Below are 26,801 nucleotides of genomic sequence, written 5' to 3' on the forward strand. Positions count from 1 at the left end.
TCATGCTAGGAGCTGACAGCTTAAATTTAGCCTTGATGATTGCCGATTCCGGCATTATCGATACGGCGGTGAATGATCTCATGGCGCGGTCACAAGTTTTGATGGTGACCGAAAACCGTGGTATGCGTTCATCGGTGAAAAATCATCTGGCGAAATGGCGTAACCAAGTGAAAAGTCGTATCACGCGTGTCAGCGATACCGAGCATTTTCGTCGCGAATTGGCCCTCTATCAAGAGGTGATACATTGGAGCGAAGCGCAGTTTTTTGCCAACATTGATCAAGTTGTGCGCCAGTTAGAGTGGCATTCGGCGTTTTATATGCCAGCGCGCGGCTTGCTAGAACGCAACAAAGGCGTTGATAACCCGATGTTTCCACACTATTTTTGCGATGAGTGGTATCAGAGCCTCGCAGATGCCATTCGTCAGGCACAGTTGGTTGAGCTCGAAGCTCACAAAGAAAAAGCGTTAGCCGATCTGTATCAACGCATGGAGACGCTTAAAAATATGGATGGCGTCACAACCGAAGGCGATGAGCAGCATGCAGGGCGTTTATGGGACATGGCCTCGGCCCGTTTAAGCCGCAATGATATTACCGTGATGCGTCGATACGCTGCTTTTTTGAAAAAAAATAAAGGATTACAGACCATTGCCGAGCAGCTCGGGCGAATGGCTAGTGAGGTTAATGATCCGAGCCTCAACGCGCCGTCAGAAGAGCCGCAACTTATTGAAGCCCGCAGTGATGAAGCGATTGATGATATTGTCGGTGTGAAGCAAGGGGATGATCTGCATAAGTTACTGCCAAATGAGACCATGTACCTTGCGTATCCAGAACTTGAGGTGGTGTTTTATAAGCACCTGGTTGATAAGCGGTTAATGAATTACGCCATGCGCGGGCAATCACGACTGGTGCGTCAAGTTCGTAGTCACAAACCGGATCATGCGTCGGAGCTGATTCAAAAAGGGCCCTTTATTTTGTGCATTGATGCCTCAGGGTCGATGAGTGGGTTTCCTGAGCAATGCGCCAAAGCGATGGCCTACGCCTTGATGCAAATTGCGTTGGCAGAGCAGCGTGATTGTTACGTGATGCTGTTTTCGGCCGAGCACATCACCTATGAATTGACCAAGCAAGACGGCTTGCGCGAAGCGGCGGACTTTCTCTCCTTTAGTTTCCATGGCGGAACCGATCTTCAGCCTGTGATGCGCAAAACGATTGAGCTGATGAATGACGCTCGATATAAAAATGCCGATCTCGTGGTGCTGTCGGATTTTATTGCGCCGCGGCAACCTGACGATATTGAACATACTATTGAGGCATTAAAGCAGCGACACAATCGTTTTCATGCGGTGAGTTTATCACGTTATGGTAACCCCCAATTGCTTGCGATGTTTGATCATTGTTGGGCCTATCACCCGCGATTGGTTGGCCGATTAATGAAGAAGTGGTAGCAATTCAGCGTCGCTTGCATTGCGATTTAAATCGGCTTCTGGGGCATTAGCGCCGGGGGTTTTGTCACCATCGCTGAAGTAACAATAGCGACTCTTGCCTCCGCGTTTGGCCTGATACATGGCACTGTCGGCATCGTTAATAATCTGGTCGAGCTCAATCAAAGCATCAGCAGGCCAGTAACGAATACCAATACTGGCACCAACATTAGGTGCCACTGAACCAATCATCATAGGTTTTGTGATTTGGCTGAGAAGTCTTTGAGCCGTCTGTTCGGGATCGCGATTTCGCTGCACCGCGACGAGAAACTCATCCCCAGACAGCCGTGCGACCAGATCGGAACGACGCACACAATTTCTCAGACGTTTACCGATGGTTTTTAGTGCGTCATCACCCACCGCATGACCATATTGATCATTGACCGCTTTAAAACCATCGAGATCGATAAAAAACAGATGCTGATTGATGCCATTATTGTGAGAGGCTTGCAGAAATTCCCTCGCGCGTGAACGATTCGCAAGTCCTGTAAGGGCATCATGGTTGACCGCATGACTGAGTTTGCGTATCTGCATCTCGTTAGTACGGTCACTGATGGTCAGCACAAAAGCCACGGCTTTATGTCGCTCATCGCTCAGTACGCGTAACTTTATTCGGCAAGGTAACCAAACTGACGCCCGATTGCGAATTTGCAGTTTTTGGCGATAGTGGCCGTTTCGCAGCAGTGATCGCACCACGCGAAATGGCAAAACATGCTCTTTTTCAATCTCAAATTGATTGAGCTGATTAACCGGACCGAACCATTTATGCGCGATGGTATTTTGCGTTTCGACTTTGAAATGGCGCGACAAAACAAAAATGGCGTCTTGATTCTGTTCAAACATCAAATCAATCATTTTCTGCCGCCGCTTGCCCAATTGGTGCTCGGTAATGTCTTCACACTGCAAAAGCATATTGGACTCGCTCGCCATGGGGTGACAGCTAAATCTCAACTGACGACGGCTGATACGGTCAATTAAGTGAATATTTGCTAGGTGCTGGCCTTTTTCAATCGCGCTGAGCAGCAATTCCACTTGGGCGCGGGGCTCAAATTGGCCATCGAATGCCATCCTCATATGATAATGAAGGCGTAGGTTAGGTAAGACTTTTCTTGCCATAGGGTTATGGAACGAAATTAGGTTGCAGTCTGAGACCACCATGACACCTTGTTTCATTGTGTCGAGCGCTTGGTAAATATAGTTATTTTTTTCCTCAACACGTTTGAGGGCTAACTGTAATTGCTGTTCTCTTTCACGCAAGCTGACGGCAAGGTTGTTAAAACACTGCGTTAAGGTACCCAGCTCATCTTGGCGTTCTATCGGTAATTCTGCGCAGATAACTCCCTCACGGGTCATCATTTGCATTGACGTGCATAATCTTTGTATGGGCAGAGTGACCATGCGATGCACCAATCGCGCAAATAACCAAGATAAAAATGAAAGTGCAGCGGTGACCAGTACTAATATTTCCCACAATTGATTTTGCTGCTGATTTAGAGAATTGAGCGACACCCACACGGTGAGCCAGCCAAGCCGGCGGTTTTGCGCCACAATATCGGTCTGAAAAGCGACATATTGAGTTTCCGCACACAAAATAGGCTGCTGTGAGCGTTTGTGGCGGTGCTTATCAATAATGTCAATTGAGCTTGCGTTGTTAGCATCGGTTTTCCACTGGCAATCGCTAGGCAATTCACTGATGAAAGCAACAGGCTTATCAGCGCTGTCGACAACTTGAGCGGCGATGATTTCCGGATCGAACTGTAGGTGACTAAGCTGCTCTTTAGCCGCTTTTACATCGTTAAACACAAGAGGATTTCGTAATGTGCTGGCAATGCCATGGGAGAGGATATGAATGCGATCGTAGAGTGCTTGGCTGCGACTTTCCGTTACCCAGGTAATGCTGAATACACCACAGGCGACAATGCACGTGGTCAAAATAGCCCAGGTCGGCACAATCAATTTTAATCGTAATGGTAGTGCATTAAACCAACTCATAATGTGACTGCCTTGCTGGCTGGGGCAAAGGATGGATAAGGCATATGTAACTCATTGCAAATGTAACGAAAAGTTACCATATGAGGACCGACCTGTCATCGTCTATTTTATCGACTCAGACTTGGATCACTAAAGGTGACTCGTTTCTCGCTATGTTCACGAAGTGTTCAAAGGCTTTACGCGTTTCCGCCTACCTGCATCTTCAAGTTGTTTGGGTATCAATCAAATAAAAAAGACGCTTAAAAGCGCCTTTTTTATCATGAGCGAAATATGGCTCTTAAGGATTGATAACTCGACGTCGAATACGCAAGAGTTTTCCGTTAGTGCGATAGACAAGCAGAGAAAACAAAATCAACACGCAGCCTACCGCTTTTAATGGCGAAATGGTTTCGCCATACCAAGTGATGCTGAGCAGCACCGTCCAAACAGGTTCAAGCAGCATGATAAGCGCCGCGTTGGCTGGAGTGCTGTATTTTAGTCCCGTGGTAAACATCGCATAGCGAATGGCGGTGGCAAGAATGGCACTCAGGCCAAACCAGATCCAAATGTCGTGGGTGACACTTGTTGGCTGTGTTTCGGTGATAAGCGAGACCGCACTTGCAATACAGCCTGCAACAAACAATTGAATCGTGGTCAGTAGTAGCACAGGCAGGCGCTGTGAAAAGCGGCTATTGACGACAAAATGCAGTGCCATTAACGTGGCGCTAATGACAAACCACCATTGGCTGCTTGACTGCTGCCAGCCACCATTTAGTGACAGTAACGCAAGCCCGAATACCGCGATTGGCAAAGAGGTCCAAAAGGCACGCTTGGGTTTTTCACGGAAAATTCCCCAGGCGATTAAAGGCGCAATTAACATCGAAAGGCTCAAAATGAAAGCGCCTTCGCCTAGCGTGTCACTGATCGATATGGCGTAAATCCAACATAAAATCGCACTACAAAGTAACAATCCGGTGAGCGCTGCGGCAGCGATATCTTGTCGTTTGGCTTTGCGCAATGCGCCAAGGCAGAGCGGCAGTAAACAGAAGGCGGCAACAATAAAGCGCAGGCCGATAAAGCCAAATGGAGGTAAGCCTTGGATCGATTCTTTAGAAAAGACCCAGCCTAACGCCGCAAGAATGGTAGTAAAGAAAAGGATCCAAGCAGATTTATGTTCGGCGTTCACAGTCGTTCTCGTTAGTAGATAACCTTTGAAAAGGGAGCCGATGATGCCACCAAATGTTTTTGTTGGCGAGTTAAAACACGATGTGTCGAAAAATCTAAGTAAAGAACAGCCAGATCCCGACCAAAATCATCAAACTGCCCGACAAGCGGTTGAGCAGTTTTACGTTATTTTGATTGGTCAGCAGTGCTTTGAGTCCCCGTCCGCCAGTGGCATAAAGGGTCATGCACACAAACTCTGAGAGTAAAATGATGCTCACCAACAAAGTCAGCTGAGGCGTGAGCGGCTTCGCGTGGTCAATAAACGGTGGCAATAAGGACACCATAAAGGCCCAACCTTTGGGATTTGCGATCGCGGTAACAAAGCCATGTCCCATCAATTGCCAGCGTCGCCCGGCCTGGACTGGGACAGTATCACTTAGTGCTAATTTGCCTTTTGATTGCCACATTTGCCAACCGACAAAACAGAGATACGCGCCACCGACGACTTTGAAGCTAATGAAAAGCAAAGGGTAGTTGAGCAGTAAGGTTGCAATCCCTAATACTGCGGCGATCGCCACAATACCGACACCGAGCAGCTCTCCTACCATCATCCACAAAGTACGGCGATAACCAAGACTGATCCCTAAACTAAACGCCAGAGTCATGCACATGCCGGGAGTAATAGAAACAAAAAAGAAGGTCGGAATAAAAGCGCCAAGTAATGTGAGGTTCAACTGCGTAATCCTAAAAGACCTATTAAAGACGGTGCGTGAAGCATCAATATAATGGCCATTATTTCGGAAATTTAGTTTTTTATCAAAATATTTGAGCTTGAGTCGGCTTTGCTGATTTACTTTACTAATTGAATTAAGTAAAAATTATGTATACCCAAGTGACTTCAAGATGCTGGATTCAGAGCCGGCTCACTGAGCTGAGAGCAAGGCAAACAACGCAGCGAAATAGCGAGCCTATTTTCAAGTTGTTTAACGCAGCTCTCGGTTCAGTGATTGGCTCCCAAAGGGCGAGCTGTCTTGGCTCATCAGCTTTGTTGACGATTTTCGATTGAGAGCCACTCAATCTTCAAATCCTCGCCTCACTGACAAACCAAGTCATTCTCGCTGAACCATGCATCTTGAGGTTACTTGGGTATATAAGTAAAAATTGCCCAAGTCACAATGGCCTATCTCGAAGAGAGGCTTAACCGCAAAGGTTAGAAAATGAGTCAAGTAAGCAGTACTATTCTGACGGAAAGCGGAACTAATGAGCTAGAAATCATTGAGTTTCACTTAGAAAAAATTCAGCCAGATGGCAGCACGAAAACGTGCTACTACGGTATTAACGTCGCAAAAGTGCGTGAAGTGATCCAAGTTCCGGATACTACGGACTACCCTAATGCGCAGCCTCATATGATAGGCGTCTTTTCGTCTCGCGAAGTGCTAACCCCCTTAGTGGATCTTGCAGGGTGGCTTGGCGTCCCCACCAATAAACAGCTGACGCGCAAATTTGTTATCGTCACTGATTTTAATAACATGACAAACGGTTTTCTGATTGACAGTATCAGTCGAATTCACCGTATTTCCTGGAATGACGTTGAATCACCCAGTCAGTTTTTAGAGGCCGGACGTCAAGATTGTGTGGTGGCTGTTGTGCGAAAAGAAGGCAAACTCATCATGATCTTGGACTTTGAAAAGATCATCGCCGACATCAATCCAGAGTTAAGTATGGAGAAATACGACATCACGCAAGATAAGTCGGTTGATCTTCATGAGCGAGCGATGCAAAAACGCAACGCGAAAAGCATTATGGTGGTTGATGATTCCGCGTTTATTCGCGCCATGATTCAAGACACGTTGGCATCGGCAGGTTATAACGTGATTGCTTGCCGTGATGGTCTTGAAGCTCATGATAAATTGATGTCGCTTGCTGCGGCGGCGAAGCAAGAAAATATGCCAGTATCTGAATTTATTGATGGTATTGTGACGGATGTTGAAATGCCCAAAATGGATGGCATGCACTTGGTTAAGCGTCTTCGTGATAGCGCTGAATTTAAGACGCTGCCTATCATCATGTTCTCATCATTGATGAGTGATGATAACCGCGCGAAGGCATTGAGTTTGGGTGCGAACGATACCATTACTAAGCCTGAGATTGGCCGTCTTGTCGTCATGATGGACCGGTATATCTTTGCAACGCCAGCGTCTATGGTAACGGCAGAGCCCGCATAGTTCACAGGTGTCACAACCTCGATATCCAAACAACCTCAATTTACTTATACCAAAGTGAAAGCGCTGGTCAGTCTTGATCAGCGTTAAACTTCGTGGTTAACCAGCAAGCAGAACTTATAATGCGGTGTGCATAATGGCTTTAGATCAAACAGCGTATATCGCGATGGGGCTTATTTTTTTAGGATCGTTTGTGCAAACAGCGATAGGTTTTGGTCTTGCGATTGTATCTGCCCCGATACTGATTTTGATCGCGCCTGAATATGTCCCTGCGCCGATTTGTATTGCAGCGCTGTTCATTTCTATCCTTAATACCGTAAAAAATCGCGCCAATATAGAGATTGGCGGTTTGAAAATGGCGTTACTTGGCCGTGTGCCAGGCTCCTTAGTCGGCGGCGCGCTTTTAGTTTGGGTCTCCACTCAAGTGCTCGCCCTTTGGGTCGGGATCGCGGTGCTATTTTCAGTGGTTGTAAGCCTGTTGCCATTTCGTATTGAACCCACCCCCAAACGCATGGGGATTGCTGGCTTTTTTGCTGGCGTGTTTGGTACCAGCAGTGGTATTGGTGGCCCTCCAATGGCGTTATTGTTACAACACCAAGAAGCGCATCGCTTGCGTGGCAATTTGTCGGCCTTTTTCCTGTTTAGCTCTCTGATTTCGCTGTCAGTACAAATTCCAGCCGGTTATTTGAGTTTGCATCAACTGATGATTACCTTACCCTTGCTGCCCGCTGCATGGCTGGGGTACTGGGTTGCGCAGAAAACAACGCAACGCTTGCCGAAACAAGCGATTCGCTACGGTGCGCTGTTATTGTGTTTTGTTAGCGGCGCCAGCGCGTTATGGCAAGGTATTGCACAGATGACGCTTAATTAAATTTATTAACCGTATCGATTGATAAATATATTATTAATATTTCTGTTATCTACCTTTACAAAATAAAACGAAGAGATAAAAATTCGCCAAATATTATTCTAAAAATTTGTGGCGATAATGAATTCAATCTGGTTTGGTAACGCAATGGCGGCGATTTCCTTTTTTATTTGGGGATTGTTACCGCTTTATTACCGATTGTTACCGGATGCGGCAATGGATGAATTGCTGGCATTACGAATTATTGGGTCAGTACCCGTTGCGCTGCTGCTTGTGGTCGGTTTTACTCGAACTTGGCCTAACCTTTCGCGTTTAATCAAAGACCGCCGTGCGCTGTTTTATGCTTTTGTTGCAGGCAACCTGATGTGCATCTCTTGGACTGCCTTTACTTGGGCACTGACCAACGATCGTGTTATGGATGCCAGCCTTGGCTTTTTTATTAGTCCACTGGCTATGGTGGCGCTGGGGGTGTTTTTTCTCGGCGACAAACTGACACTGGGCAAAAAATTGGCGATAGGCTTTGCGGTATCTGGTCTGCTTTATCAAGTGGTTCATTATGGTCAAATCCCTTATGTGGCCCTAACCATGGGGATTTTTTTCGCGCTGTATGGCTGGTGCAAGAAAAAGGTCGCTTATGACTGGTGTACCACCTTGTATCTTGAAGTCTTAATGCTCACCCCATTTGCCCTGCTTTACCTTGTAATTAAGGGCACATCCGGTGAATTGGTCTCAATGAGTGCCGGAGCAGAAACATTTTGGCTCTATGTCGGCAGCGCTCCGGTAACGCTGCTACCGCTTATCTTTTATTCTGTTGCGATTCGTCTTGCTAACATGTCAAGCGTCGGGCTAATGCAGTACATTGAACCTTCGTTGCAATTTTTACTGGCGGTCTTTTTGTTTGGTGAACATTTTGATGCGGTGAAAGCGGTGAGTTTTGCGCTGATTTGGACTGGGTTACTGTTCATTATTCTTGAAAGTTTATTTAAGCGTCAAAGGCCGTTGGCTCACCCGTAGCGGTACTTTTCGATTCGCAAAATTAAAGAGTTGGTACACACTGTTTAGAGTAGCAATTGTTTTTAATGACAGGGATATTCTATGGTTACTGCTCTTTACGCTTCGTTATTGGCTCTGTTGATGTTAGCGCTGTCGGTTTTAGTGATTCGGCAGCGCCGTCAAGCCAGAGTCGCACACGCAGACGGTGGTGTTGAGGCGCTAAAAGTGGCGCGCAGCGCTCACTCCAACGCCGTCGATTATATTCCCATTACTGTGATACTGATGGCGCTAGCCGAATTAAATGGCTCGCCTACGGTGTTCATTCATCTTTTCGCTAATGTATTTTTACTTGGCCGGGTTCTTCACGCTTTTGCCATCTACCGCCACTCTATAACGGGGCGAGTGTGGGGTATGGCACTCACGTTTGTGGCGATGCTCTGTTTGGTGGGGCTGAATCTTTGGTATCTGCCAGGTAGGATTGTCGTGTGACACGCATAAGATCGTGGCGTTTGCCACCGCCTTGGGCGTTAGTATTACTCGGTCTTGTGCTTAACATCGTCTCGCTGCTGTTATCGAGCGTGATCCTCGATGGCTTAAACGAACAGCTTGCCCGTTCGAGTTTGACAAAAGAGCAGAACCGGCGAGCGATTGAACTCGACTGGAGCCAAGTCGATACTTTAGAGCGTAAGCGCGAAATGGCGCTTATTTATGTGAGTATCCATGAAGTTAGCCGCGCCGGTGATGGCAAGGTCGCCAACGATGCTGCAGTGATCTCACAATTGGCGCGGTGGCTCAATGTGGACAAAGCGCAATTGTCGCTCGATGAGTTACCGACGATTTTGAATAAAATCGATGATGCGCAACAAGGGCTGCGCGACCGAATCGATGATTATTATTTTGCCAACATTGAATTAAGTGAGCGGATGATTGGCATAGAACAGCACGCAACCACGATAAAAAATTGGGCGCTGTTTTTGCAACTATTTGGATTGGCTTTGATTTTGTCGCGCGACTTATCCCGTTGATCATTTACTTTCCTTGTCGATACTTGCAATGTCTCGTGTGAACCGTACAATCGCGTTCCCTTATGATTCAGAGAAAATCTTAATGTCGATGACCAACATTACTGCACCGACCGAAATGACGTTTTTTGGCCGTTTCGAAGCGGACATTCTTTCAGGCAAAAAGACCATCACCATTCGTGATGAATCTGAGCGTGATTATGTACCCGGTACAACCGTTAACGTGTTTACTTTGGAAGAGCACCGTGAATTCTGCCGTCTTGAGATCCTATCTGTTGAGCCGATTCTCTTTCATGACCTTGATGAAACGCACGCAGAGCAGGAAAATATGACGTTAGAGACGCTAAAAGAAGTCATTCAGTCAATTTATCCAGGGATTGAGCAGCTTTATGTGGTGACGTTTAAGCTGGTTTAAACACTTTGCCTTAATTATGCTTTATACCCAAATGACCTCAAGATGCTGGATTCAGAGCCTGCCACTGGGCTGAGAGCAAGGCAAACAACGCAGCGAAATAGCGAGTCTATTTTCAAGTTGTTTAACGCCGCTATCGGTTCAGTGGTTGGCTCCCAAGGGGCGAGCTGCCTTGGTTCATCAGCTTTGTTGACGATTTTTGATTGAGAACCACTCAATCTTCAAATCCTCGCCTCACTGACAAACCAAGTCATTCTCGCTGAACCATGCATCTTGAGGTTACTTGGGTATATCACGCCCAAGATATGTTTCTCTCTTGGGCGTTTTTTATTTGACTCATACCCGTCCCACTTGAAGCTGCAGCGGTGTTGACGGGCACTCACAAACCTCATCACATAGCTTATCTATGTTCACGAAGTGCTCAGAGGCTTTGTTCGCTTGTCGCCTACCTGCATCTTCAAGCTGTTTGGAGATAAATGAATGCAAAAAGGGCGCAGAGTCGAGAAAAATGAAACTAATAAACTCGCGAGAGGTCACAACTTATCAAGAAACATGATGTTAGCGTAACCAATGGTAACATCGACACTGCAACCTCGGCTTAATTCAATATACTCGAACACAAGCCCTTTGAGTAAAGACATGATTGCAAATCTTATGAAAGCAAATAACGGTTTAATGATTGCCCTAACGGGTGTGATGCTCAGTGTGTCTTCTACGACACTTGCTGCGCCAGCGATTTTACCCGACGCGCCAGAGTTGGCCGCGAAAGGGTATATTTTAATGGATTTCCACACGGGCGAAGTGTTAGTGGAACACAACGCTGATGAGCCGCTGAATCCAGCCAGTTTGACTAAGTTGATGACCGCTTATGTGGCGGGACAAGAGGTCAAGTCCGGCAATATCAGCTTGGATGATCAAGTACAGATTAGTGAAAATGCGTGGGCGAAAAAATTCCCTGATTCATCAAAAATGTTCATTGAGGTGGATACGCAAGTGTCGCTACAGGACTTGTATCGCGGTTTGGTGGTCCAATCGGGCAATGATGCCAGCGTTGCGATTGCCGAGCATGTCGCGGGCAGCGAAGCGGGGTTTGTCAGCTTAATGAATTCTTGGGCAAATAAATTGGGCATGACCCAATCGTCGTTTGCCAACCCTCACGGGCTCGATAACGAAGCGCTTTACAGCACACCACGTGATATCGCCACGCTTGGCCAAGCCATCATTCGTGATTTGCCAGAAATCTATTCCCTTTACAGCGAGCCGTCATTCACTTTTAACGGCATCACGCAATATAACCGTAATGGTTTGTTGCGCGACCGAAGCTTAAATGTGGATGGGTTAAAAACCGGTTATACCAGTGGTGCGGGTTACAGTCTTGCCACGTCGGCAACACAAGGCGATATGCGCCTTATCTCGGTCGTTATGGGTTCCAAAAGCACCAAAAGTCGAGAGTCGGAAAACAAACAGTTACTCAGCTACGGTTTTCGATTTTACGAAACGGTTAAGCCAAGCTCGGCCGATAAACCACTGGATAACGCTCGGCTGTGGATGGGAGAGAAAGACACTTTGGATGTCGGTGTTGCCGAGGATGTCTACATTACGCTACTCAAACGCGAGGTGAAAAACCTCAATGCGGAACTGCAATATAATGGCGACATCAAAGCCCCTATTGAGAAAGGTCAGGTGATCGGTAAGGTGGTTTATTTAACCGGAGAAACCCCCGTGTCGGAAGCCAATCTTGTCGCGATGGAAACGGTGAATGAAGGCAGCGTGTTTAAACGCTTGATCGATTGGTTTAAACAGATGATCGCAAGCTTGTTTTAGAGAACGCCACTGCGGGTTGGCGGTAACACTGAAACAGACAAGAAGAGGCTCATTGAGCCTCTTCTTTTGCCTTAAATTATCGCGCTAGGTGGAGGATCTGCGCGGCAACCTCAGGCGTGATTGTGCCGTGTTCACCAAGGTGCGTCATACCATGAGCTTTTAAGCCCTCTGTGATTACGTCAATCGCGTTAGTGTCTAAGTTGACATCGCTCAAACGGGTTGGCACGCCCATCGTTTTGAAGAACGCTTCTGTTGCCGCAATCGTTGCATCAATGCGCGATTGCTCGTCCCCTTCTGTGATACCAAAAACACGGGCGCCATATTGCAGCAACTTATCGTGTTTGTCCGCTCGGCAGTGCTTCATAATGGCTGGCATAACAATGGACAGCGTACGCGCGTGATCAATACCAAAGTGACCGGTTAACTCATGGCCAATCATGTGGGTTGCCCAATCTTGAGGAACCCCTGAACCAATCAACCCATTCAGTGCTTGGGTTGCACTCCACATCACGTTTGCGCGCACGTCTAAATCATCCGGTGTTGCCAGCGCTTTTGGACCTTCTTCGATGAGGGTCATCAGCAAGCCTTCGGCAAATCGGTCTTGCACTTTGGCGTTGACAGGGTAGGTAAGGTACTGCTCAAGAATGTGCACATAAGCATCAATCACGCCGTTGGCGACTTGGGTTGGCGATAAGCTCAGTGTGGTTTGTGGGTCGAGCACCGCAAAGGCAGGGCGTACAAGAGGCGACATAAAGGCCAATTTATCTTGACCGCGTGAAACCACAGAGCCTGCGTTATTTTCTGAGCCGGTTGCGGGCAAAGTGAGCACGCAGCCCAACGGCAGAGCTTGGTTGACTGGGGCATGAGCGCTTAAAATAGTCCAAGGGTCGCCTTTTTCAAAACGGGCTGCAGCGGCAATAAATTTAGTACCATCGACCACAGAGCCGCCACCAACCGCGAGCAAAAAGTCGTAGCCTTCATTTTGTATTTTTGCCACAGCTTGCATCAAAGTATCGTATTGAGGGTTGGGCTCAATACCTGAAAACTCTCCCCAATTGTGGTTTGAGAGCGCCTTGGCCACTTGGTCATAAACACCATTGGTTTTGATTGAGCCGCCACCGTAAAGTACCAGCACTTTAGCGTGTTGAGGAATGGCCTCTGCCAGTGCCGCGATCTGCCCCTCACCAAAGTAAATGGTGGTTGGGTTGGAATATGTGAACTTGTTCAAGTGAACTCTCCTTTGATGTGAGGGGTGTTTCGCCTGCCTTAAGCGAGCTTGTATATACCAGTCCTACTTGAAGTTGCAGCGTTGTTGGCTGACTCTCACAAACCTCATCACATAGTTTACCTATGCTCAGAGGCTTTGCTCGTTTGCCGCCTACCTGCATCTTCATGTTGTTTGGGTATAGTTGTTATTTGGGTATATATGTAGCCTCGATATCTAAAGTTCAACGACTTTGTCACCTGCGATTGTCTAAATGCTGAGATTGTGACCGAAGTGGCACCATCACGGTTCGAAAAGTGATCTTCAATATCACCACGTTTTATCGAGACCATCAGTAACTGCAATAGCGCTTTTTGGGTGAGCACCTAAACTTGCGCTTTCTTTTGTTACACCCATCGTGTGAGCCGACTATGCCGTGTCCCTTTTTTGACCGTCAGCAATGCCATTCTTGTTCTGCAATGTCTCAACCTTATGAGCAGCAAGTCGCTGCAAAAGATGCGAACTTGAAAGCACTCTTTGCTGAGCGTATGCCTTTGAACTGGCTAGAACCGGTGAAAAGTGACGAGCTTGCTTGTCGCAATAAAGCGAAAATGGTGGTGTTAGGTGCGGCCCATGCGCCCATTTTAGGCGCGGAGTCAAAACTCGGCGGTGAAGCGGTGAGTTTAATCAATTGCCCTTTATACCCACAAGACATGCAAGAGTTGCTCGCTTATCTTCAAGATTGGATTCGCACTTCAGGTATTCCGCCATACAATAAAACCAAGAAAAAGGGTGAGTTAAAATTCATCTTGCTGACTCGCGCGCAAGAAAGTGGTGAATTTATGCTGCGCTTGGTTCTGCGTAGCCGAGATGCCTTACCGCGCGTAGAGCGTAATCTTGAGCGCTTATTGATGGCGTTCCCGCAAGTGACGGTCGTGAGTGTGAATTTACAGCCAGTGCATATGGCGCGTCTTGAAGGGGAAGAAGAGATCTATTTAACCGAGCGCACTCACCTGACCGAAGTGTTTAATGGCGTACCACTAGCGGTTCGACCGAAAAGCTTCTTTCAAACAAACCCCAAAGTGGCAAGTCAGCTTTATGCCACTGCTCAGCGCTGGGTCAGCGAATGTGCGCCGACAAGAATGTGGGATCTGTTTTGTGGTGTTGGTGGCTTTGCATTGCATTGCGCGCGTGACATTGCTGAGGTGACTGGTATTGAAATAGAGCCAGAAGCGATAGCCAGCGCCAAACATTCGGCTGCGCAAATTGGCATTGATAACCTTAATTTTGCCGCATTAGACTCAACACAGTTTTCTTTATCTCAAGATAAAGTACCAGAGTTGGTGTTAGTCAATCCGCCTCGCCGTGGTTTGGGACAGGCTTTAGTCACGCAATTGACCAGTTTGGCGCCGAAATGGATTGTTTACTCAAGCTGTAATCCGCAAACCTTACGTCAGGATATTGATGGTTTTAGTGATTATCAACTGGTTCAGATGCAGTGGTTTGATATGTTTCCACATACCGAACACGTTGAAGCTATGGTACTGCTTGAGCGGCGTGAGAATTAGTATCGTCACGCCGATTTAAAGCGGCACGATACAATGGACGCGAGCAAGCGGAGTCACGTAGTTTGCTGATAGATCTGTTTAATTGTGTCTCGCAGCCAGATTAATTTGGGATTGTGCGCATTTCGTTTGTGCCAAATCATCGCAAACGGAATGGCGAGCTTATCAAAAAACGCATCGGGTACGGGAATGGGGCGCTCGACCAAGTCAGGGTGCACTTGCTGAACATAATGGCGACAATAGCCAGGCGCGGTGGTTAGTAAGCCAAGGCGTGGCTGCGCGGCAATATAAAGCGCTTGTTCAAAGCTGCTTAAAACCAAATCAATACGGCGCTCTAGGCCCAGCTCATGCATCACTTGATCCAGTGCCCAAAATTCGCCTTTCTCCCACAATGTATTAATGTGGGCATAACGCAAAAACGTCGTTAGATCCCAAGGCTGGTTTAACGCGGGGTGATCTTTATGAATAAAGACCACAGGCATTTCGGTGAACAAAATTTCGTGGTCGATAAAATAGGGTAAGTTGTTGAGCGACTCTTTGGAGCGCGGATGATTTTCACGCCCTGTGAGACCGATATCGACTTCGCCTTTGACTATCGCATCCAGCGAGTCGTAATCCCATTGACGCGTTTTGATCTTCGCCTGAGGAAATTGCTGATATATCTTACTGGCGAGGGTTTCAAACAGCGTGAGGAAGTGCGGCGACTCCAGCACCAAATCAAAGCGCATACCGGGGGTGATATCTTCACTGCGGCGCTCGGCGATTTGGCGACCGATTTGAAACCAATCGCTCAACTCTTGAGATAAAGAATGCGCCAGTGGCGTCGGGATAAAGCCACTGGGGGATTTGATAAACAGCGGGTCATTAAACCACTGACGCAGTTTAGTCAGTGATTTACTTACCGTAGAGGGCGTGACATTGAGCCGCTTAGCAGCCTTAGTGACGCTTTGCTCACTGAGCAAGGTGTGCAAAGTGAGCAATAAGTTAAGATCAAGACGCGCGAGAGACTTTTTCATTGTGTTGGTCGCAAGGGGAAGAACGTCGCGATAATAGCATACCCCCAGCGCCAGCAAGCAATACGGCTACCAATAACATTTCAATTCCGCTCAATCCAATGACGCCCATAAACCAAATGTAAGTGGCAGAAAAGCAGACTTGGCTTATTCCAAGTACCGAACTTGCCGCGCCTGCTCGCTCTGAAAATGGGCTCAGTGCTTGGCTCATAATGATGCCAAAACCGGAAGCAAAACCGACACAGACCAGACCAAACGCAAGGAGCATCCAGCGGTTATCCACCACGCCGGACCAAACGCTCATTAACAGTATGGCTGCAATTAACAGCAAGGTTTGAGAGCAAAGCAGCATGCGAGCTTGACTTACATAGCGGAGCAAAATCGGTGCGCTGAATGAGGTGATCATACTGGCCAGCGCCGTGCAGGCCATCACGCTAGAGTAGCCACCGCGACTAAAACCTAAGGTTTCCATTAGCATTAGTGGCGACGCGTTAACGTAACTTAAAATCGCCCCAACCGCTAAAGAGGCCATGATGACTCGACGCACAAAAAATGGCTGCAGCAAGCTCTCGGTTTCTTGACTGTTGTGGTTGGTGCTGTCGTTAATGTTCGCTTCAGCAACGCGAGTTTCTTTCAAACCAAAGAGTGAGATAAGGCCCACCAATACGCCCATCGCAGACATCACCGTAAAGAGAGTTGGCCATGGGTAGACCAGCATAATAAGGTGACCGGCCACAGGTGCAAGGACAGGAACTACGCAGGTGATGCCGTTGATCATCGAAAGCACTTTGGCGCGGCGCGCATCATCAAGCACATCGCGTAAAATCGCAAATGCGACCACATAACAGGCGCCAGCACCAATGCCTTGAACAAAACGTGTGGCAAGAAACGCGTTCGCAGAGTCGGCAAAACCACCTAAGGCTGAGGCCAGAGCAAAAATCACCGCACCCATTAAAACAATGGGTTTGCGGCCAATCTTGTCAGACAGGTTGCCAGCGAAAAACATCGTCGTTGCCATGCCACCCAGATAGACCGAAAACGCGATGTGAAGCTGCGCTTCGCTCGCTTGTAAATCGAGCGCAATTTGCGGCAGGCCAACAAGGTAAAGATCAATCCCCGTCGGATAAAGCAGCACCAGCGCGAAGCTGCAAAGAAGGTAACGAAACATAAGAAGGAATCACACTCAAAAAGATTAGGCGCGCATGGTAAAAGCGCCGTACCTAAGAGGCGAATGGTTATTACGACATTAGCAGTTTCCATTTACGACATATCGTTAAGGTTTGATTTGCTCCCCTCTTTTTCTGCTTTACCTCCCTTCATTATCGGCTTGCTTATCTCGCTTTTAATGTGGAGGAACTCAATAAGGGCGTCTATACCTATGTGAGACTTATCGTGGTCAGCTTAATGCCAACACATTACGAGTAAATTAGAGCAGAGTAAGGAGCCAGCAATGTCAAACAGTTCAGGATGCCCTTTTCATACCCCCGCTGAGGCAGGGACAACCAATAAAGATTGGTGGCCCAATCAGCTGCGCCTTGACATCTTGCACCAGCAATCGGAGAAATCGAATCCGTTAGACAAAGGGTTTAGCTATCGCGAAGCCTTTGCCAAACTCGACCTTGAAGCAGTGAAGCGCGACTTGGCCGCTCTGATGACAGACTCAAAATCATGGTGGCCAGCGGACTTTGGTCATTACGGTCCGTTTTTCATTCGCATGTCATGGCACAGTGCGGGGACATATCGCGTCGGGGATGGCCGTGGTGGCGCAGGGGCTGGTAACCAGCGCTTTCCGCCGTTAAGCAGTTGGCCTGATAACGTCAGTTTGGACAAAGCGCGACGTCTCATCTGGCCGATTAAACAAAAGTATGGCGCCAATATCTCATGGGCGGACCTCATTGTGCTCACCGGTCATGTGGCGCTGGAAAGTATGGGCTTTAAGACGATTGGGTTTGCAGGTGGACGCGAAGACATTTGGGAGCCACAAATTGACGTGTATTGGGGTAAAGAATCGACTTGGCTTGGCGAGAAGCGCTATCAGGGTAAGCGCGAATTGGACAATCCGCTGGCTGCGGTGCAAATGGGCTTGATATACGTTAATCCAGAAGGCCCAGATGGCAACCCAGATCCGGTCGCTGCCGCTCATGATATTCGTGAAACTTTCTCGCGAATGGCGATGAACGATGAAGAAACCGTAGCACTTATTGCTGGTGGCCATACCTTCGGTAAGAGCCATGGCGCAGGGGATCCCGCGCTGGTTGGCCGTGAACCAGAAGCTGCGCCAATTGAGCAGCAAGGGTTAGGCTGGCTGAGCAAATTTGGCACCGGCCATGGCGATGACACCATTGGTAGTGGGGTTGAGGTGACTTGGACTCAAGAGCCAACCAAATGGAGCCACTATTACTTTGACAATCTGTTCGGCTACGATTGGGAGCTAACCAAAGGGCCTGCGGGCACTTATCATTGGGTCGCAAAAGACGCCGATGAAGTGATCCCATACGCGCAAGATAAAACCAAGTTTCGCAAACCGACAATGATGACCACGGATATTGCGCTGCGTTCAGACCCCGCCTACGACGCAATTGCACGTTATTTTCATCAAAACCCGAAAGCGTTTGCTGATGCCTTTGCAAAAGCGTGGTTTAAGCTGACCCACCGGGATATGGGGCCACATAGTCGCTACCTTGGTCCGGATGTGCCTAAAGAAGTGTTTGTTTGGCAAGATCCGCTGCCGCCGGTGACTCATACCTTGATTGATGAAAACGACATTCAAACCCTGAAGCAGTCGATAATTGACTCTGGATTGTCCATTGGCGACCTTGTCACGACCGCTTGGGCATCTGCCGCGACGTTTCGGGGCTCAGACAAACGAGGGGGCGCTAACGGCGCGCGTATTCGTCTAGCGCCGCAAAAAGATTGGCCGGTTAACCAACCCGACGTGCTCACTCAGGTGCTGCCAACACTGGAAGTGATTCAATATTCATTTAATCAGCATCATCAAAGCAGTGGCAAAGAAGTGTCACTGGCGGATTTGATTGTGTTGGCCGGTGGCGTTGCTATCGAGCAGGCGGCAAAACTGGGTGGACACGACATCACAGTGCCGTTTCATCCTGGCCGTGCAGACGCCACGCAAGCGCAAACTGACCCGCATTCATTCAGTTTCCTTGAGCCGATTGCCGATGGATTTCGCAACTACCAGAACCCGACATGGGCACATATGGAAGAGCACATTTTGATTGATAAAGCGCAGCTTCTCACGCTAACCGCGCCAGAGCTTACCGTGCTTATTGGTGGTTTGCGGGTATTAAATGCCAATATTGATCAAATTCGCCACGGCGTGTTCACTCATAAACCTGGGGTACTCAGTAACGACTTCTTTGTGAATTTGTTGAATAACGATACTGAGTGGCATCGCCTTGATGAAGAAGGTACTTTATTTGAAGGCAAAGACCGAGAAAGCGGTGAAAAACTGTGGACGGCGACGCGCGTTGACCTGATTTTTGGGGCTAACGCCCAATTGCGCGCCGTTGCGGAAGTGTACGCTCAAGATGACAGTAAGGAGAAATTCTTACGCGACTTTGTTAGTGCTTGGGTCAAAGTGATGGAGTTAGACCGTTTCGACTTAAGATAAGCATCTGCGCCGATGTCATTCCACGTTGAGGCATTTTATGTTGATGCGTTTCACGCTGAGGGACTTCACGTTGACGTGACATCGGTGCGGGTTAAATCATCAATAATCGGACAACCGCTGCCCTCATCACCAGGGCAGCGAGACACCCATTGTTCAAGCTGGTGCTTAATTTGGGTCAGCGCGGCAATCTTCTGGTTGACTTCATTGAGTTTATCTTGGGCATGCGCTTTGACTTCCGCGCTTTTACGATTGGGATCGCGCGCCAGTTGAACAAATTCGCCGCACTCTAGCAAAGAAAATCCTGCCAGTTTGGCGCGCGCAATCAAGTTAAGTTCTTGCAGCTGCACGTCACCATACACACGATAATCCCCTTCACTGCGTGATGGCGCGGTGATAAGCCCTTTCTCTTCGTACATGCGAATCGCTTTGCTTGAAAGCCCAGTGCGCTTTGCTATTTCACCTATGTTCATTGAATGCCTCATTGAAGTGGTTTCTCTGCTTGGACAACGTTACTCGGACGCCAAGATGAAAGCAATCATATTGGCTATATCGAACATTCTTAGTTACAGGTGCTCTTTTCACAGAACAATTGACCGCAACTTTGATTTCAGTTAGAACTCTAGCCTGCAAAATAAGGTAATTAATGACCGTATGAATCAAACGTTGGTAGTTTCACCAGCGTATCCAGCAAAGGGGCACTTTTTCGATGACAACCATCAATCAACAGCGTTTAGTCGACCATTTCATTCAATTGGTTAAGATCGACAGTGAGTCGGGTAACGAAAAAGCGATGGCAGAAACCGTAGCTGAGCAGTTGGGACAACTTGGCTTTGAAGTGACAAAGCAAGCTATTCCAGCCGAGATTTCAAATGGTTTTAACGTCTATGGCAAGCTTACTGGCACGCTTGATGGCAGCATCCTTTTCAGCAGCCACATGGACACCGTCACACCGGGTAATGGGATTGAACCTATCATCGAGGACGGCATCATTCGTTCAAAAGGCGATACCATTTTAGGTGGTGACGATAAATCGGGTATTGCAGCCGTTATGGAAGCGGTGCGTACGTTACAAGAAAATGGCGAAGCGCACAAAACCATCGAAGTGGCGTTTACCGTTTACGAAGAGTTGGGCCTTGAAGGCGCGAAACATTTTGATTTGGATCTTATCCAATCGCAGCAAGCGATAGTGATGGACTCTGGCGGCCCAATCGGTACGGTGATCACCGTTGCGCCGGGCCAAGAAAGCTTGTTCGTCACTGTAAAAGGTAAGCCAGCGCATGCAGGTCTTGCACCAGAAACTGGTATTAATGCGTTAACCGTTGCCGCAGATGCGATTGGTAAAATGACGTTAGGTCGTATCGACTTTGAAACCACCGCCAATATCGGCGTGGTGCGTGGCGGACAAGCGACCAACATCGTGATGCCTGAATTGTACCTTGAAGCGGAAGCGCGCTCGCTTGATGATGATAAACTTGCAGCGCAAGTGAGCCATATGGTGAGCACGTTTGAGACGGTCGCCGAGCAACACGGCGCAGCTGTTGAGATCACAACATCGCGTTCATATAACGCATACCGTATCGCAGACGAAGATGATCATGTTGTGGCTATTAAAGCCGCGTTTGCTTCAATTGGCATTGAAAGCCAATGCCAATCAACCGGTGGCGGCTCTGATGCGAATATCTTTAACGCACGTGGCTTGAAAACCGTCAATTTGTCTACGGGTATGGCCAAAGTGCATACGACAGAAGAGTACATTGCCGTGGCCGATATGGTTGCGATTACTGAGTTTATTCGTGCGTATGTGCGTCAATAACTCAAAATAACGTTTCTACTGTTCGATGGAACCGCCGCAACTGTGGCGGTTTTTTTATATCGAACGACTTGACCTGTCTATTGCTCTACAGTTTAACATGAGCAGGTTGTTTGGTTTCTCCAGCGCAAGGAGGGTAAAGCCTATGTACCGAATTTCTCAACTGGCGGCGAAGGTGGGTTTATCACGCACGGCGCTGCTGTATTACGAAAAGCTTGGCTTGATCCAAGGCGCGCGCAGCCCTAATGGTTACCGCTATTATGATGAGCAGGATGTTGAGTGGGTTCGTTTTGTTCAGCAATTGCAAATGGGGGGATTGAGCCTAGAGCAATGTAAGCTGTGCCTTGACGCGAAACTTGACCGAGAGATGCTCAGGGAAAAGCTGACGGCACTAGAGCGAGAAATTGAACAAAAACAGCAAGCGCAAGCGTTATTGCAAGCCTTGTTAGGGCAAAAGCCGCTCAGAGATTGGCATCAGCGATTGGATAAAATCGCGCCAAGTGTTCATCAAGCGTGGCTGCAATTACAGGGCCTTGATAGCGAACAAGCGTTGCGGCTGAAGTGGATCTCAAAAGATCTCAATCACCATGAGCATTATATGAACGATTTTGACCAAATTTTTGCCTCATTAGAGCGTTGGGGGCCAGGCAGTGAAGCGGTGACGCTTGCGGCTTTGGCGCAAGTGCCCTTTGCACCAAAACAGATTTTAGAGGTCGGGTGCGGCACAGGTATTGCCACCATGGCGCTGGCTAAAGCGACACAGGCTCGAATTATTGCGGTGGATAATCAAGAATCGGCGCTTGCTGCGCTAACAAAACGATTTGAACCGACCGCTTTCGGTGACCGCGTTGAAGGGGTGAAAGCCAATATGATGGCATTGCCGTTTGTCTCGCCATCTTTTGATCTGATATGGGCAGAAGGCTGCGCTTATATCATGGGTGTCGAAGCGGCGCTTAAGCAGTGGCGCCCCTTATTGCATGATGAGGGTGTTTTAGTTCTGAGTGATTTGGTCTGGTGTGAGAATAACCCCAGCGCCGACATCGCCCAGTTTTGGCAGCAAAACTACCCTGATATGGTCTCGGTACAAACACGCCTTGAGCAGGCTCAGCGCGCGGGGTATCACGTGCTAGCGACGGTGCCTTATGATGAAAAAGCGTGGCTTAATTACTATCAACCACTACAGCGGCGCTTGAATTCTCTGGATTCGGCGGGCAAACGGAGCGCCGCATTTGCCGATTTAGAGCGCGAAATTGCTATCTCCGCTCAGCGCGGCAATCAATTTAATTATCAGATGTTTATTTTGCAAAAAAACCAAATGGGTGAATAGGAAAGCTTATGAATTACTCACGCAGCGATAATATCGCATCACAAGAATTACTGACGTTATTTACCGATACATTCACGGCGGCAGCAAACGCCGAAGAAGGGCAAATTGTTGGGCAATTAAGCGTCGATTTACTTGAAACCACCGCAAAAGATAAGCTTGCTGTGTACGTCGCTCGTGACGACAATGGCGAGTTGGCTGGAGCCATCATCATGAGCGAGCTAGAGTTTAACTTGCCTTTGCAGGCGTGGTTATTGTCTCCAGCGGCGGTTAGGACAGAAAATCAGAAGCAGGGTATTGGCCAATCCTTGATCCGTTTTGCATTAAGCGATCTTTCAGCGCGTGGCATCGAGTGGGTGGTTACCTATGGCGATCCGGCATTTTATGGCAAGGTTGGTTTTGCTCCCCTCAGCACAGAGCAACTGCCAGCGCCTCATCCGCTTTCAATGCCACAAGGTTGGATAGGTCAGTCGCTCAATGGCCAGCCATTACCGACAGGGTTAACCAAGGCGAGCTGTGTGTCGGCGTTGGATAATCCAGCGATTTGGTAAGAAAACGCTCTCTTTGTACTGCTAGTTAGCTCAATAACAAATTAAAGCCCATAACGGTGTCACCCCCGTTATGGGCTTTTTGTTGTGAGTTCTGTAGTGAAATCTTTTATGACACTGTTGTGGGAGCGGTTTCACTCTTTGTGAGTCACGTCGCTGTTTTCGTTTTATCACGCTTATAAAATACTCGATATACTCAAACGACTTGAAGATGCAGGTAGGCGACCAGCGAGTAAAGCCTCTGAACATAGATAAACTATGTGATGAGGTTTGTGAGTGCCAGTCCCATATTTTTTAAAGCAAAGCGCTGCAACTTCAAATATACCGTTACTTTAAAGATTGAAAGGATGTGTTCACTATGATTATCAAGGCCTCAGTACTTGCCGCGCAGAAAGCGCTTTCGCCACTAAGTCGTCAAGCCGCGGCAGAGGGCATTGTGCTACTGAAAAACGAGCACGATATTTTACCCGTGCAAGCGAGCGACAATCTTGCGCTTTTTGGCCGTTGCCAAATCGACACTTACCGCAGCGGCACCGGATCTGGCGGTGCGGTGAATGTGCCTTACGTGGTCACCGCACTTGATGGTTTAAGAGCCAATGCCGCGATTCAAATTAATGAGTCCTTGGTGTCAGTTTACGAGGCATGGCTTGAACAAAACCCGTTTGATAACGGCGGCGGCGGCTGGGCATCTGAACCTTGGTTCCAACAAGAAATGCCACTGGATGAGGCAACGGTCGCTTTAGCGGCGCGTGAATCCAATAAAGCGGTGATTTTTATTGGCCGCACCGCAGGTGAAGATCAAGACAACGCGGATGCGGCAGGCAGTTATCGCTTAACTGAAACCGAAATTCAAATGCTTGATTTAGTGTGCGCTCAGTTTAACGACGTTATTGTAGTGATGAACGCCACCAACATTATGGATATGAGCTGGATGGCCCGTTACAGCAGCGTAAAAGCGGTGCTGTATAGCTGGGCTGCAGGCATGGAAGGCGGCCATGCGCTGGCGGATGTTATTTCAGGAGCGGTTTCACCAAGCGGCCATCTTACCGATACGATTGCTTATCGCCTCGAAGACTATCCCTCTTCTGCCAATTTCGGTCGACGCGACCGCAACTGTTATGCCGAAGATATCTATGTTGGTTACCGTTATTTCGAGACTTTTTGCCCAGAAAGTGTGATGTATGAGTTTGGTTATGGCCTTTCCTACACCAATTTCACTCAAGAACTCGTCGATGTAACGCGCGAAGGATCTGGTGTTGAGGAGACGCTCAACTTTGCTATTGAAGTGACCAATATTGGCAATCGCTACAGCGGCAAAGCCGTGGCGCAACTTTATGTCGAAGCGCCGCAAGGTGTCCTTGGTAAACCGCGTAAAGTATTGGTCGGCTTTTGCAAGACCGAGACGCTTGCGCCTGCAAGTTCTCAACGAGTTCATATTCAAGTAAACGTTGCCGATTTAGCGTCTTATGACGACAGTGGCGTGACAGGTATGGCGAACTGTTATGTTCTTGAAGCGGGCGAGTATGCGTTTCATCTTGGTGACAGCGTGCGCCGCACTGAACGTTTGTCATTTTGCTACTCATTAGCCGAAACCGCGCTGGTGGAACGTTGCCAAGAGGCGCTTGCCCCCGTGACACCATTTGAGCGAATGAAACCAGTTTATTGCGCGAGCAGTGATACTTATACCGTGAATTATGAAGCGGTTCCTCAGCGCACGATTTCATTGAAAGCGCGCATAGAAAAACATTTACCGACCTCTTATGCCATCACGGGCGACAAAGGGTTCAAATTGGCCGACGTGAAAGCCGGGCGCGTTAGCATGAGCGAATTTATTGCTCAGTTATCACTGGAAGAATTAGCGACCATCGTGCGTGCCGAAGGTATGTGTAGTCCGAAGGTGACCCCAGGAACCGCTTCGGCATTTGGTGGTGTCTCAAATGCGCTGTTTCATTATGGGATCCCAGTAGCGGCAGCGGCAGATGGCCCGTCTGGCATTCGTATGGACAGTGGTCATAAAGCGACTCAAGTGCCAATTGGTACGTTATTGGGCTGCACGTGGAATGAGCCTCTTAACCATGAGCTTTATTACCTTATCGGGCAAGAGATGCAAGCCAATTGCATTGATACGCTGCTTGGCCCTGGCATTAATATTCACCGTCATCCATTGAATGGCCGCAATTTTGAGTATTTTTCAGAAGATCCGTTTCTGACTGGCATGATGGCAGCGGCGCAAACGTCTGGCCTTCATCGCGCGGGGGTGTCTGGTACGATGAAACATTTTGCGGCAAATGATCAAGAAACCGCTCGCCACGATGCTGATAGTGTTATGTCTCAGCGCGCGCTTCGCGAAGTGCATGTAAAGGCGTTTGAAATGGCGGTGAAACGCGGCCATGCGAGTACGATTATGACCTGCTATAACCCAGTCAATGGTTACTGGGGCGCGTCCAATTACGATCTCAACACCACTTTGCTGCGTCAAGAATGGGGCTTTACTGGGATTGTTATGACCGACTGGTGGGCTAAGCTCAATCATCCTATCGACGGTGGTAGTGAAGATACCACATCGACATCTTATATGATTCGCGCGCAAAACGATCTCTACATGGTGGTCGAAAATGATGGAGCCGGTAAGAACGTTGTGGGTGATGATACGCTCGACGCGCTAGAAAAGGGCACATTAACCTTAGGTGAATTGCAGCGCTGTGCGATGAATATCTGTCGTTTCATTTGTCATGCACCTGTGATGCAACGTGAACTCAAAGCGTTTGAGCCGATTAAACGCATCGCAGCAGTTTCAGAAAGCTTATCCGGCGAACGTTTTGATCTTCATAGTCCGTTAATGTTAAACACAGCGGTCAATTGCCAAGGCGTGCTTCATGTTGAGACGGCGGGCGTTTATCAAGTGGTTGCCATGATGCGATATGACCGTGACAGCGCAGCGCAGTCGGCATGTAGCCTAAGCCTAAACGATGAGTTTGTAATGACTTTACCGACAAATGGCACGCAGAACCAATTGGTACGTGTGGAAGGATTGGCCGTTGCACTAGAAGCGGGCTTCTATTCACTGGATTTTGATTTCGTTAAAGCCGGAGCGGTACTAGAGCAACTTGAGTTCGTCGCACGCGAGGCATAAGTTAAGCGACACGATCAGCAAGAAGCCGCGTATTTAACGCGGCTTTTTTGTGCAAAACAGCATGAAAACGTACAAGATATCGCTGAGTTGATTGAACTTTAGGCAAACGATAGCTTAGAGAACAAATAAGCCTTTTCTTTTGTCCAAACTGTGGCATATTAAACCTGCCTTCACGATAATGCGTACTTCGTATAATGGCTATTACCTCAGCCTTCCAAGCTGATGATGCGGGTTCGATTCCCGCAGTACGCTCCAAATCTTATCTATGTAAAATCCAACCAAATTCTTAATAAGAAACGCTTTATTGCGTGTTTTTTCATATCTCAAATTCAAGCTCAACAGGTTGTTTATGCCCAAGTAACATCGATTGCAAATTCGGTTAAGAACTATTTCTAAAAAACGGGGCTGCCGTTATTGCCCCTGGCCCTCTTAAATGTCCTGTCGAAGATAGTATTAAATTCCCTCTAAGTCTGAACAACACAATCTGCAAGAACCGTAACATTTGTCATGTTTTAACATGAAAATGCCCCAAACTTCGTTAGAGTCATGATGGGTAAAGAAACGTGATCTAATTGGTGCTTTTGTTTGTGAATTATTCAAATTAATGTGCTGAGGTTGT

The 26,801-nt window shown here is 48.0% G+C and carries 21 protein-coding genes and 1 tRNA gene; 15 read left to right on the forward strand and 7 right to left on the reverse strand.

Annotated features, from left to right (window positions below; genetic code table 11):
- Positions 1–2: 2 nt before the first annotated feature.
- Entirely contained in the window at positions 3–1,445 is a 1,443-nt protein-coding gene (gene viaA / locus HGP28_RS04540) for an ATPase RavA stimulator ViaA (RefSeq protein ID WP_168835261.1), read from the forward strand.
- Here viaA and HGP28_RS04545 read toward each other — a convergent pair.
- The 3 genes from HGP28_RS04545 to HGP28_RS04555 all read right to left on the reverse strand — a co-directional run bounded on the left by HGP28_RS04545 (position 1,428) and on the right by HGP28_RS04555 (position 5,350).
- Positions 1,428–3,473 carry a diguanylate cyclase domain-containing protein gene (locus HGP28_RS04545; protein WP_168835262.1) on the reverse strand — a complete coding sequence of 682 codons (2,046 nt, stop codon included), beginning with the start codon at positions 3,471–3,473 and terminating at the stop codon, positions 1,428–1,430. The genes viaA and HGP28_RS04545 overlap by 18 nt on opposite strands.
- Before the next feature lie 277 nt (positions 3,474–3,750).
- Positions 3,751–4,638, reverse strand: a complete 888-nt coding sequence (locus tag HGP28_RS04550; protein WP_168835263.1) for an EamA family transporter — start codon at positions 4,636–4,638, stop codon at positions 3,751–3,753.
- Between the two features lie 94 nt (positions 4,639–4,732).
- Positions 4,733–5,350: a LysE family translocator gene (locus HGP28_RS04555; protein ID WP_168835264.1), complete on the reverse strand. Its 618-nt coding sequence runs from the start codon at positions 5,348–5,350 to the stop codon at positions 4,733–4,735.
- A 483-nt stretch (positions 5,351–5,833) separates the two neighbouring features.
- On the opposite strand from HGP28_RS04555, the gene HGP28_RS04560 reads away from it, so the two are divergent.
- From HGP28_RS04560 to HGP28_RS04590, 7 genes are all read left to right on the forward strand, one after another.
- Positions 5,834–6,841, forward strand: coding sequence for a chemotaxis protein (locus HGP28_RS04560; RefSeq protein ID WP_168835265.1), 1,008 nt, complete (start codon positions 5,834–5,836; stop codon positions 6,839–6,841).
- 133 nt (positions 6,842–6,974) lie between these two features.
- Positions 6,975–7,709 (forward strand): sulfite exporter TauE/SafE family protein, encoded by a 735-nt coding sequence (locus HGP28_RS04565; protein WP_168835266.1) that lies wholly within the window; start codon positions 6,975–6,977, stop codon positions 7,707–7,709.
- 117 nt (positions 7,710–7,826) lie between these two features.
- On the forward strand, positions 7,827–8,720 hold the full coding sequence (gene rarD, locus HGP28_RS04570) for an EamA family transporter RarD (protein ID WP_168835267.1): 894 nt from the start codon (positions 7,827–7,829) through the stop codon (positions 8,718–8,720).
- Positions 8,721–8,801: 81 nt separating this feature from the next.
- Positions 8,802–9,188 carry an MAPEG family protein gene (locus HGP28_RS04575; protein ID WP_168835268.1) on the forward strand — a complete coding sequence of 129 codons (387 nt, stop codon included), beginning with the start codon at positions 8,802–8,804 and terminating at the stop codon, positions 9,186–9,188.
- On the forward strand, positions 9,185–9,724 hold the full coding sequence (locus HGP28_RS04580; protein ID WP_168835269.1) for a DNA mismatch repair protein: 540 nt from the start codon (positions 9,185–9,187) through the stop codon (positions 9,722–9,724). Before HGP28_RS04575 ends, HGP28_RS04580 begins: the two co-directional genes overlap by 4 nt.
- Before the next feature lie 97 nt (positions 9,725–9,821).
- On the forward strand, positions 9,822–10,136 hold the full coding sequence (gene yqfB / locus HGP28_RS04585; RefSeq protein WP_168835325.1) for a N(4)-acetylcytidine aminohydrolase: 315 nt from the start codon (positions 9,822–9,824) through the stop codon (positions 10,134–10,136).
- A 651-nt stretch (positions 10,137–10,787) separates the two neighbouring features.
- Positions 10,788–11,957 (forward strand): D-alanyl-D-alanine carboxypeptidase family protein, encoded by a 1,170-nt coding sequence (locus HGP28_RS04590; protein WP_500691548.1) that lies wholly within the window; start codon positions 10,788–10,790, stop codon positions 11,955–11,957.
- Positions 11,958–12,033: 76 nt separating this feature from the next.
- Here the strand turns inward: HGP28_RS04590 and HGP28_RS04595 are convergent, their stop codons facing one another.
- On the reverse strand, positions 12,034–13,185 hold the full coding sequence (locus HGP28_RS04595) for an iron-containing alcohol dehydrogenase (RefSeq protein ID WP_168835270.1): 1,152 nt from the start codon (positions 13,183–13,185) through the stop codon (positions 12,034–12,036).
- 407 nt (positions 13,186–13,592) lie between these two features.
- Between HGP28_RS04595 and rlmC the strand changes: the two genes are divergently transcribed.
- Positions 13,593–14,729: a 23S rRNA (uracil(747)-C(5))-methyltransferase RlmC gene (rlmC, locus tag HGP28_RS04600; protein ID WP_168835271.1), complete on the forward strand. Its 1,137-nt coding sequence runs from the start codon at positions 13,593–13,595 to the stop codon at positions 14,727–14,729.
- A gap of 53 nt (positions 14,730–14,782) precedes the next feature.
- Here the strand turns inward: rlmC and yidZ are convergent, their stop codons facing one another.
- Positions 14,783–15,742, reverse strand: coding sequence for an HTH-type transcriptional regulator YidZ (gene yidZ, locus HGP28_RS04605; protein ID WP_168835272.1), 960 nt, complete (start codon positions 15,740–15,742; stop codon positions 14,783–14,785).
- On the reverse strand, positions 15,717–16,907 hold the full coding sequence (locus tag HGP28_RS04610) for an MFS transporter (protein WP_168835273.1): 1,191 nt from the start codon (positions 16,905–16,907) through the stop codon (positions 15,717–15,719). Before HGP28_RS04610 ends, yidZ begins: the two co-directional genes overlap by 26 nt.
- Before the next feature lie 282 nt (positions 16,908–17,189).
- Here HGP28_RS04610 and katG point away from each other — a divergent pair, with 282 nt between their 5' ends.
- A complete protein-coding gene (gene katG, locus HGP28_RS04615; protein ID WP_168835274.1) occupies positions 17,190–19,367 on the forward strand; it encodes a catalase/peroxidase HPI in 2,178 nt (725 codons plus the stop codon).
- 65 nt (positions 19,368–19,432) lie between these two features.
- Here katG and cueR read toward each other — a convergent pair whose 3' ends face one another.
- Entirely contained in the window at positions 19,433–19,837 is a 405-nt protein-coding gene (cueR, locus tag HGP28_RS04620; protein WP_168835275.1) for a Cu(I)-responsive transcriptional regulator, read from the reverse strand.
- Positions 19,838–20,073: 236 nt separating this feature from the next.
- Here cueR and HGP28_RS04625 point away from each other — a divergent pair, with 236 nt between their 5' ends.
- The 5 genes from HGP28_RS04625 (at position 20,074) to HGP28_RS04645 (ending at position 26,437) form a co-directional block, all read left to right on the forward strand.
- Positions 20,074–21,180, forward strand: coding sequence for a M20/M25/M40 family metallo-hydrolase (locus HGP28_RS04625; RefSeq protein WP_168835276.1), 1,107 nt, complete (start codon positions 20,074–20,076; stop codon positions 21,178–21,180).
- Positions 21,181–21,322: 142 nt separating this feature from the next.
- Positions 21,323–22,504, forward strand: a complete 1,182-nt coding sequence (locus HGP28_RS04630; RefSeq protein ID WP_168835277.1) for a MerR family transcriptional regulator — start codon at positions 21,323–21,325, stop codon at positions 22,502–22,504.
- Between the two features lie 8 nt (positions 22,505–22,512).
- Positions 22,513–23,052 carry a GNAT family N-acetyltransferase gene (locus HGP28_RS04635; protein ID WP_168835278.1) on the forward strand — a complete coding sequence of 180 codons (540 nt, stop codon included), beginning with the start codon at positions 22,513–22,515 and terminating at the stop codon, positions 23,050–23,052.
- Positions 23,053–23,407: 355 nt separating this feature from the next.
- Positions 23,408–26,182, forward strand: coding sequence for a glycoside hydrolase family 3 protein (locus HGP28_RS04640; RefSeq protein WP_168835279.1), 2,775 nt, complete (start codon positions 23,408–23,410; stop codon positions 26,180–26,182).
- Positions 26,183–26,362: 180 nt separating this feature from the next.
- A tRNA-Gly gene (locus HGP28_RS04645) sits at positions 26,363–26,437 on the forward strand.
- The last annotated feature ends 364 nt before the right edge of the window (positions 26,438–26,801 follow it).

It is taken from the genome of Vibrio agarilyticus (genome assembly GCF_012641465.1).
In the GTDB taxonomy this organism is placed as follows: Bacteria; Pseudomonadota; Gammaproteobacteria; order Enterobacterales; family Vibrionaceae; genus Vibrio; species Vibrio agarilyticus.

Coding starts and splice junctions, on each gene's coding strand:
- HGP28_RS04625 (WP_168835276.1), top strand. CDS start 20,074: ATGACAACCATCAATCAACAGCGTTTAGTCGACCATTTCATTCAATTG.
- HGP28_RS04590 (WP_500691548.1), top strand. CDS start 10,788: ATGAAAGCAAATAACGGTTTAATGATTGCCCTAACGGGTGTGATGCTC.
- cueR (WP_168835275.1), bottom strand. CDS start 19,837: ATGAACATAGGTGAAATAGCAAAGCGCACTGGGCTTTCAAGCAAAGCG.
- HGP28_RS04545 (WP_168835262.1), bottom strand. CDS start 3,473: ATGAGTTGGTTTAATGCACTACCATTACGATTAAAATTGATTGTGCCG.
- HGP28_RS04560 (WP_168835265.1), top strand. CDS start 5,834: ATGAGTCAAGTAAGCAGTACTATTCTGACGGAAAGCGGAACTAATGAG.
- HGP28_RS04635 (WP_168835278.1), top strand. CDS start 22,513: ATGAATTACTCACGCAGCGATAATATCGCATCACAAGAATTACTGACG.
- katG (WP_168835274.1), top strand. CDS start 17,190: ATGTCAAACAGTTCAGGATGCCCTTTTCATACCCCCGCTGAGGCAGGG.
- viaA (WP_168835261.1), top strand. CDS start 3: ATGCTAGGAGCTGACAGCTTAAATTTAGCCTTGATGATTGCCGATTCC.
- HGP28_RS04640 (WP_168835279.1), top strand. CDS start 23,408: ATGATTATCAAGGCCTCAGTACTTGCCGCGCAGAAAGCGCTTTCGCCA.
- HGP28_RS04630 (WP_168835277.1), top strand. CDS start 21,323: ATGTACCGAATTTCTCAACTGGCGGCGAAGGTGGGTTTATCACGCACG.
- HGP28_RS04565 (WP_168835266.1), top strand. CDS start 6,975: ATGGCTTTAGATCAAACAGCGTATATCGCGATGGGGCTTATTTTTTTA.
- HGP28_RS04575 (WP_168835268.1), top strand. CDS start 8,802: ATGGTTACTGCTCTTTACGCTTCGTTATTGGCTCTGTTGATGTTAGCG.
- HGP28_RS04610 (WP_168835273.1), bottom strand. CDS start 16,907: ATGTTTCGTTACCTTCTTTGCAGCTTCGCGCTGGTGCTGCTTTATCCG.
- rarD (WP_168835267.1), top strand. CDS start 7,827: ATGAATTCAATCTGGTTTGGTAACGCAATGGCGGCGATTTCCTTTTTT.
- yidZ (WP_168835272.1), bottom strand. CDS start 15,742: ATGAAAAAGTCTCTCGCGCGTCTTGATCTTAACTTATTGCTCACTTTG.
- rlmC (WP_168835271.1), top strand. CDS start 13,593: ATGCCGTGTCCCTTTTTTGACCGTCAGCAATGCCATTCTTGTTCTGCA.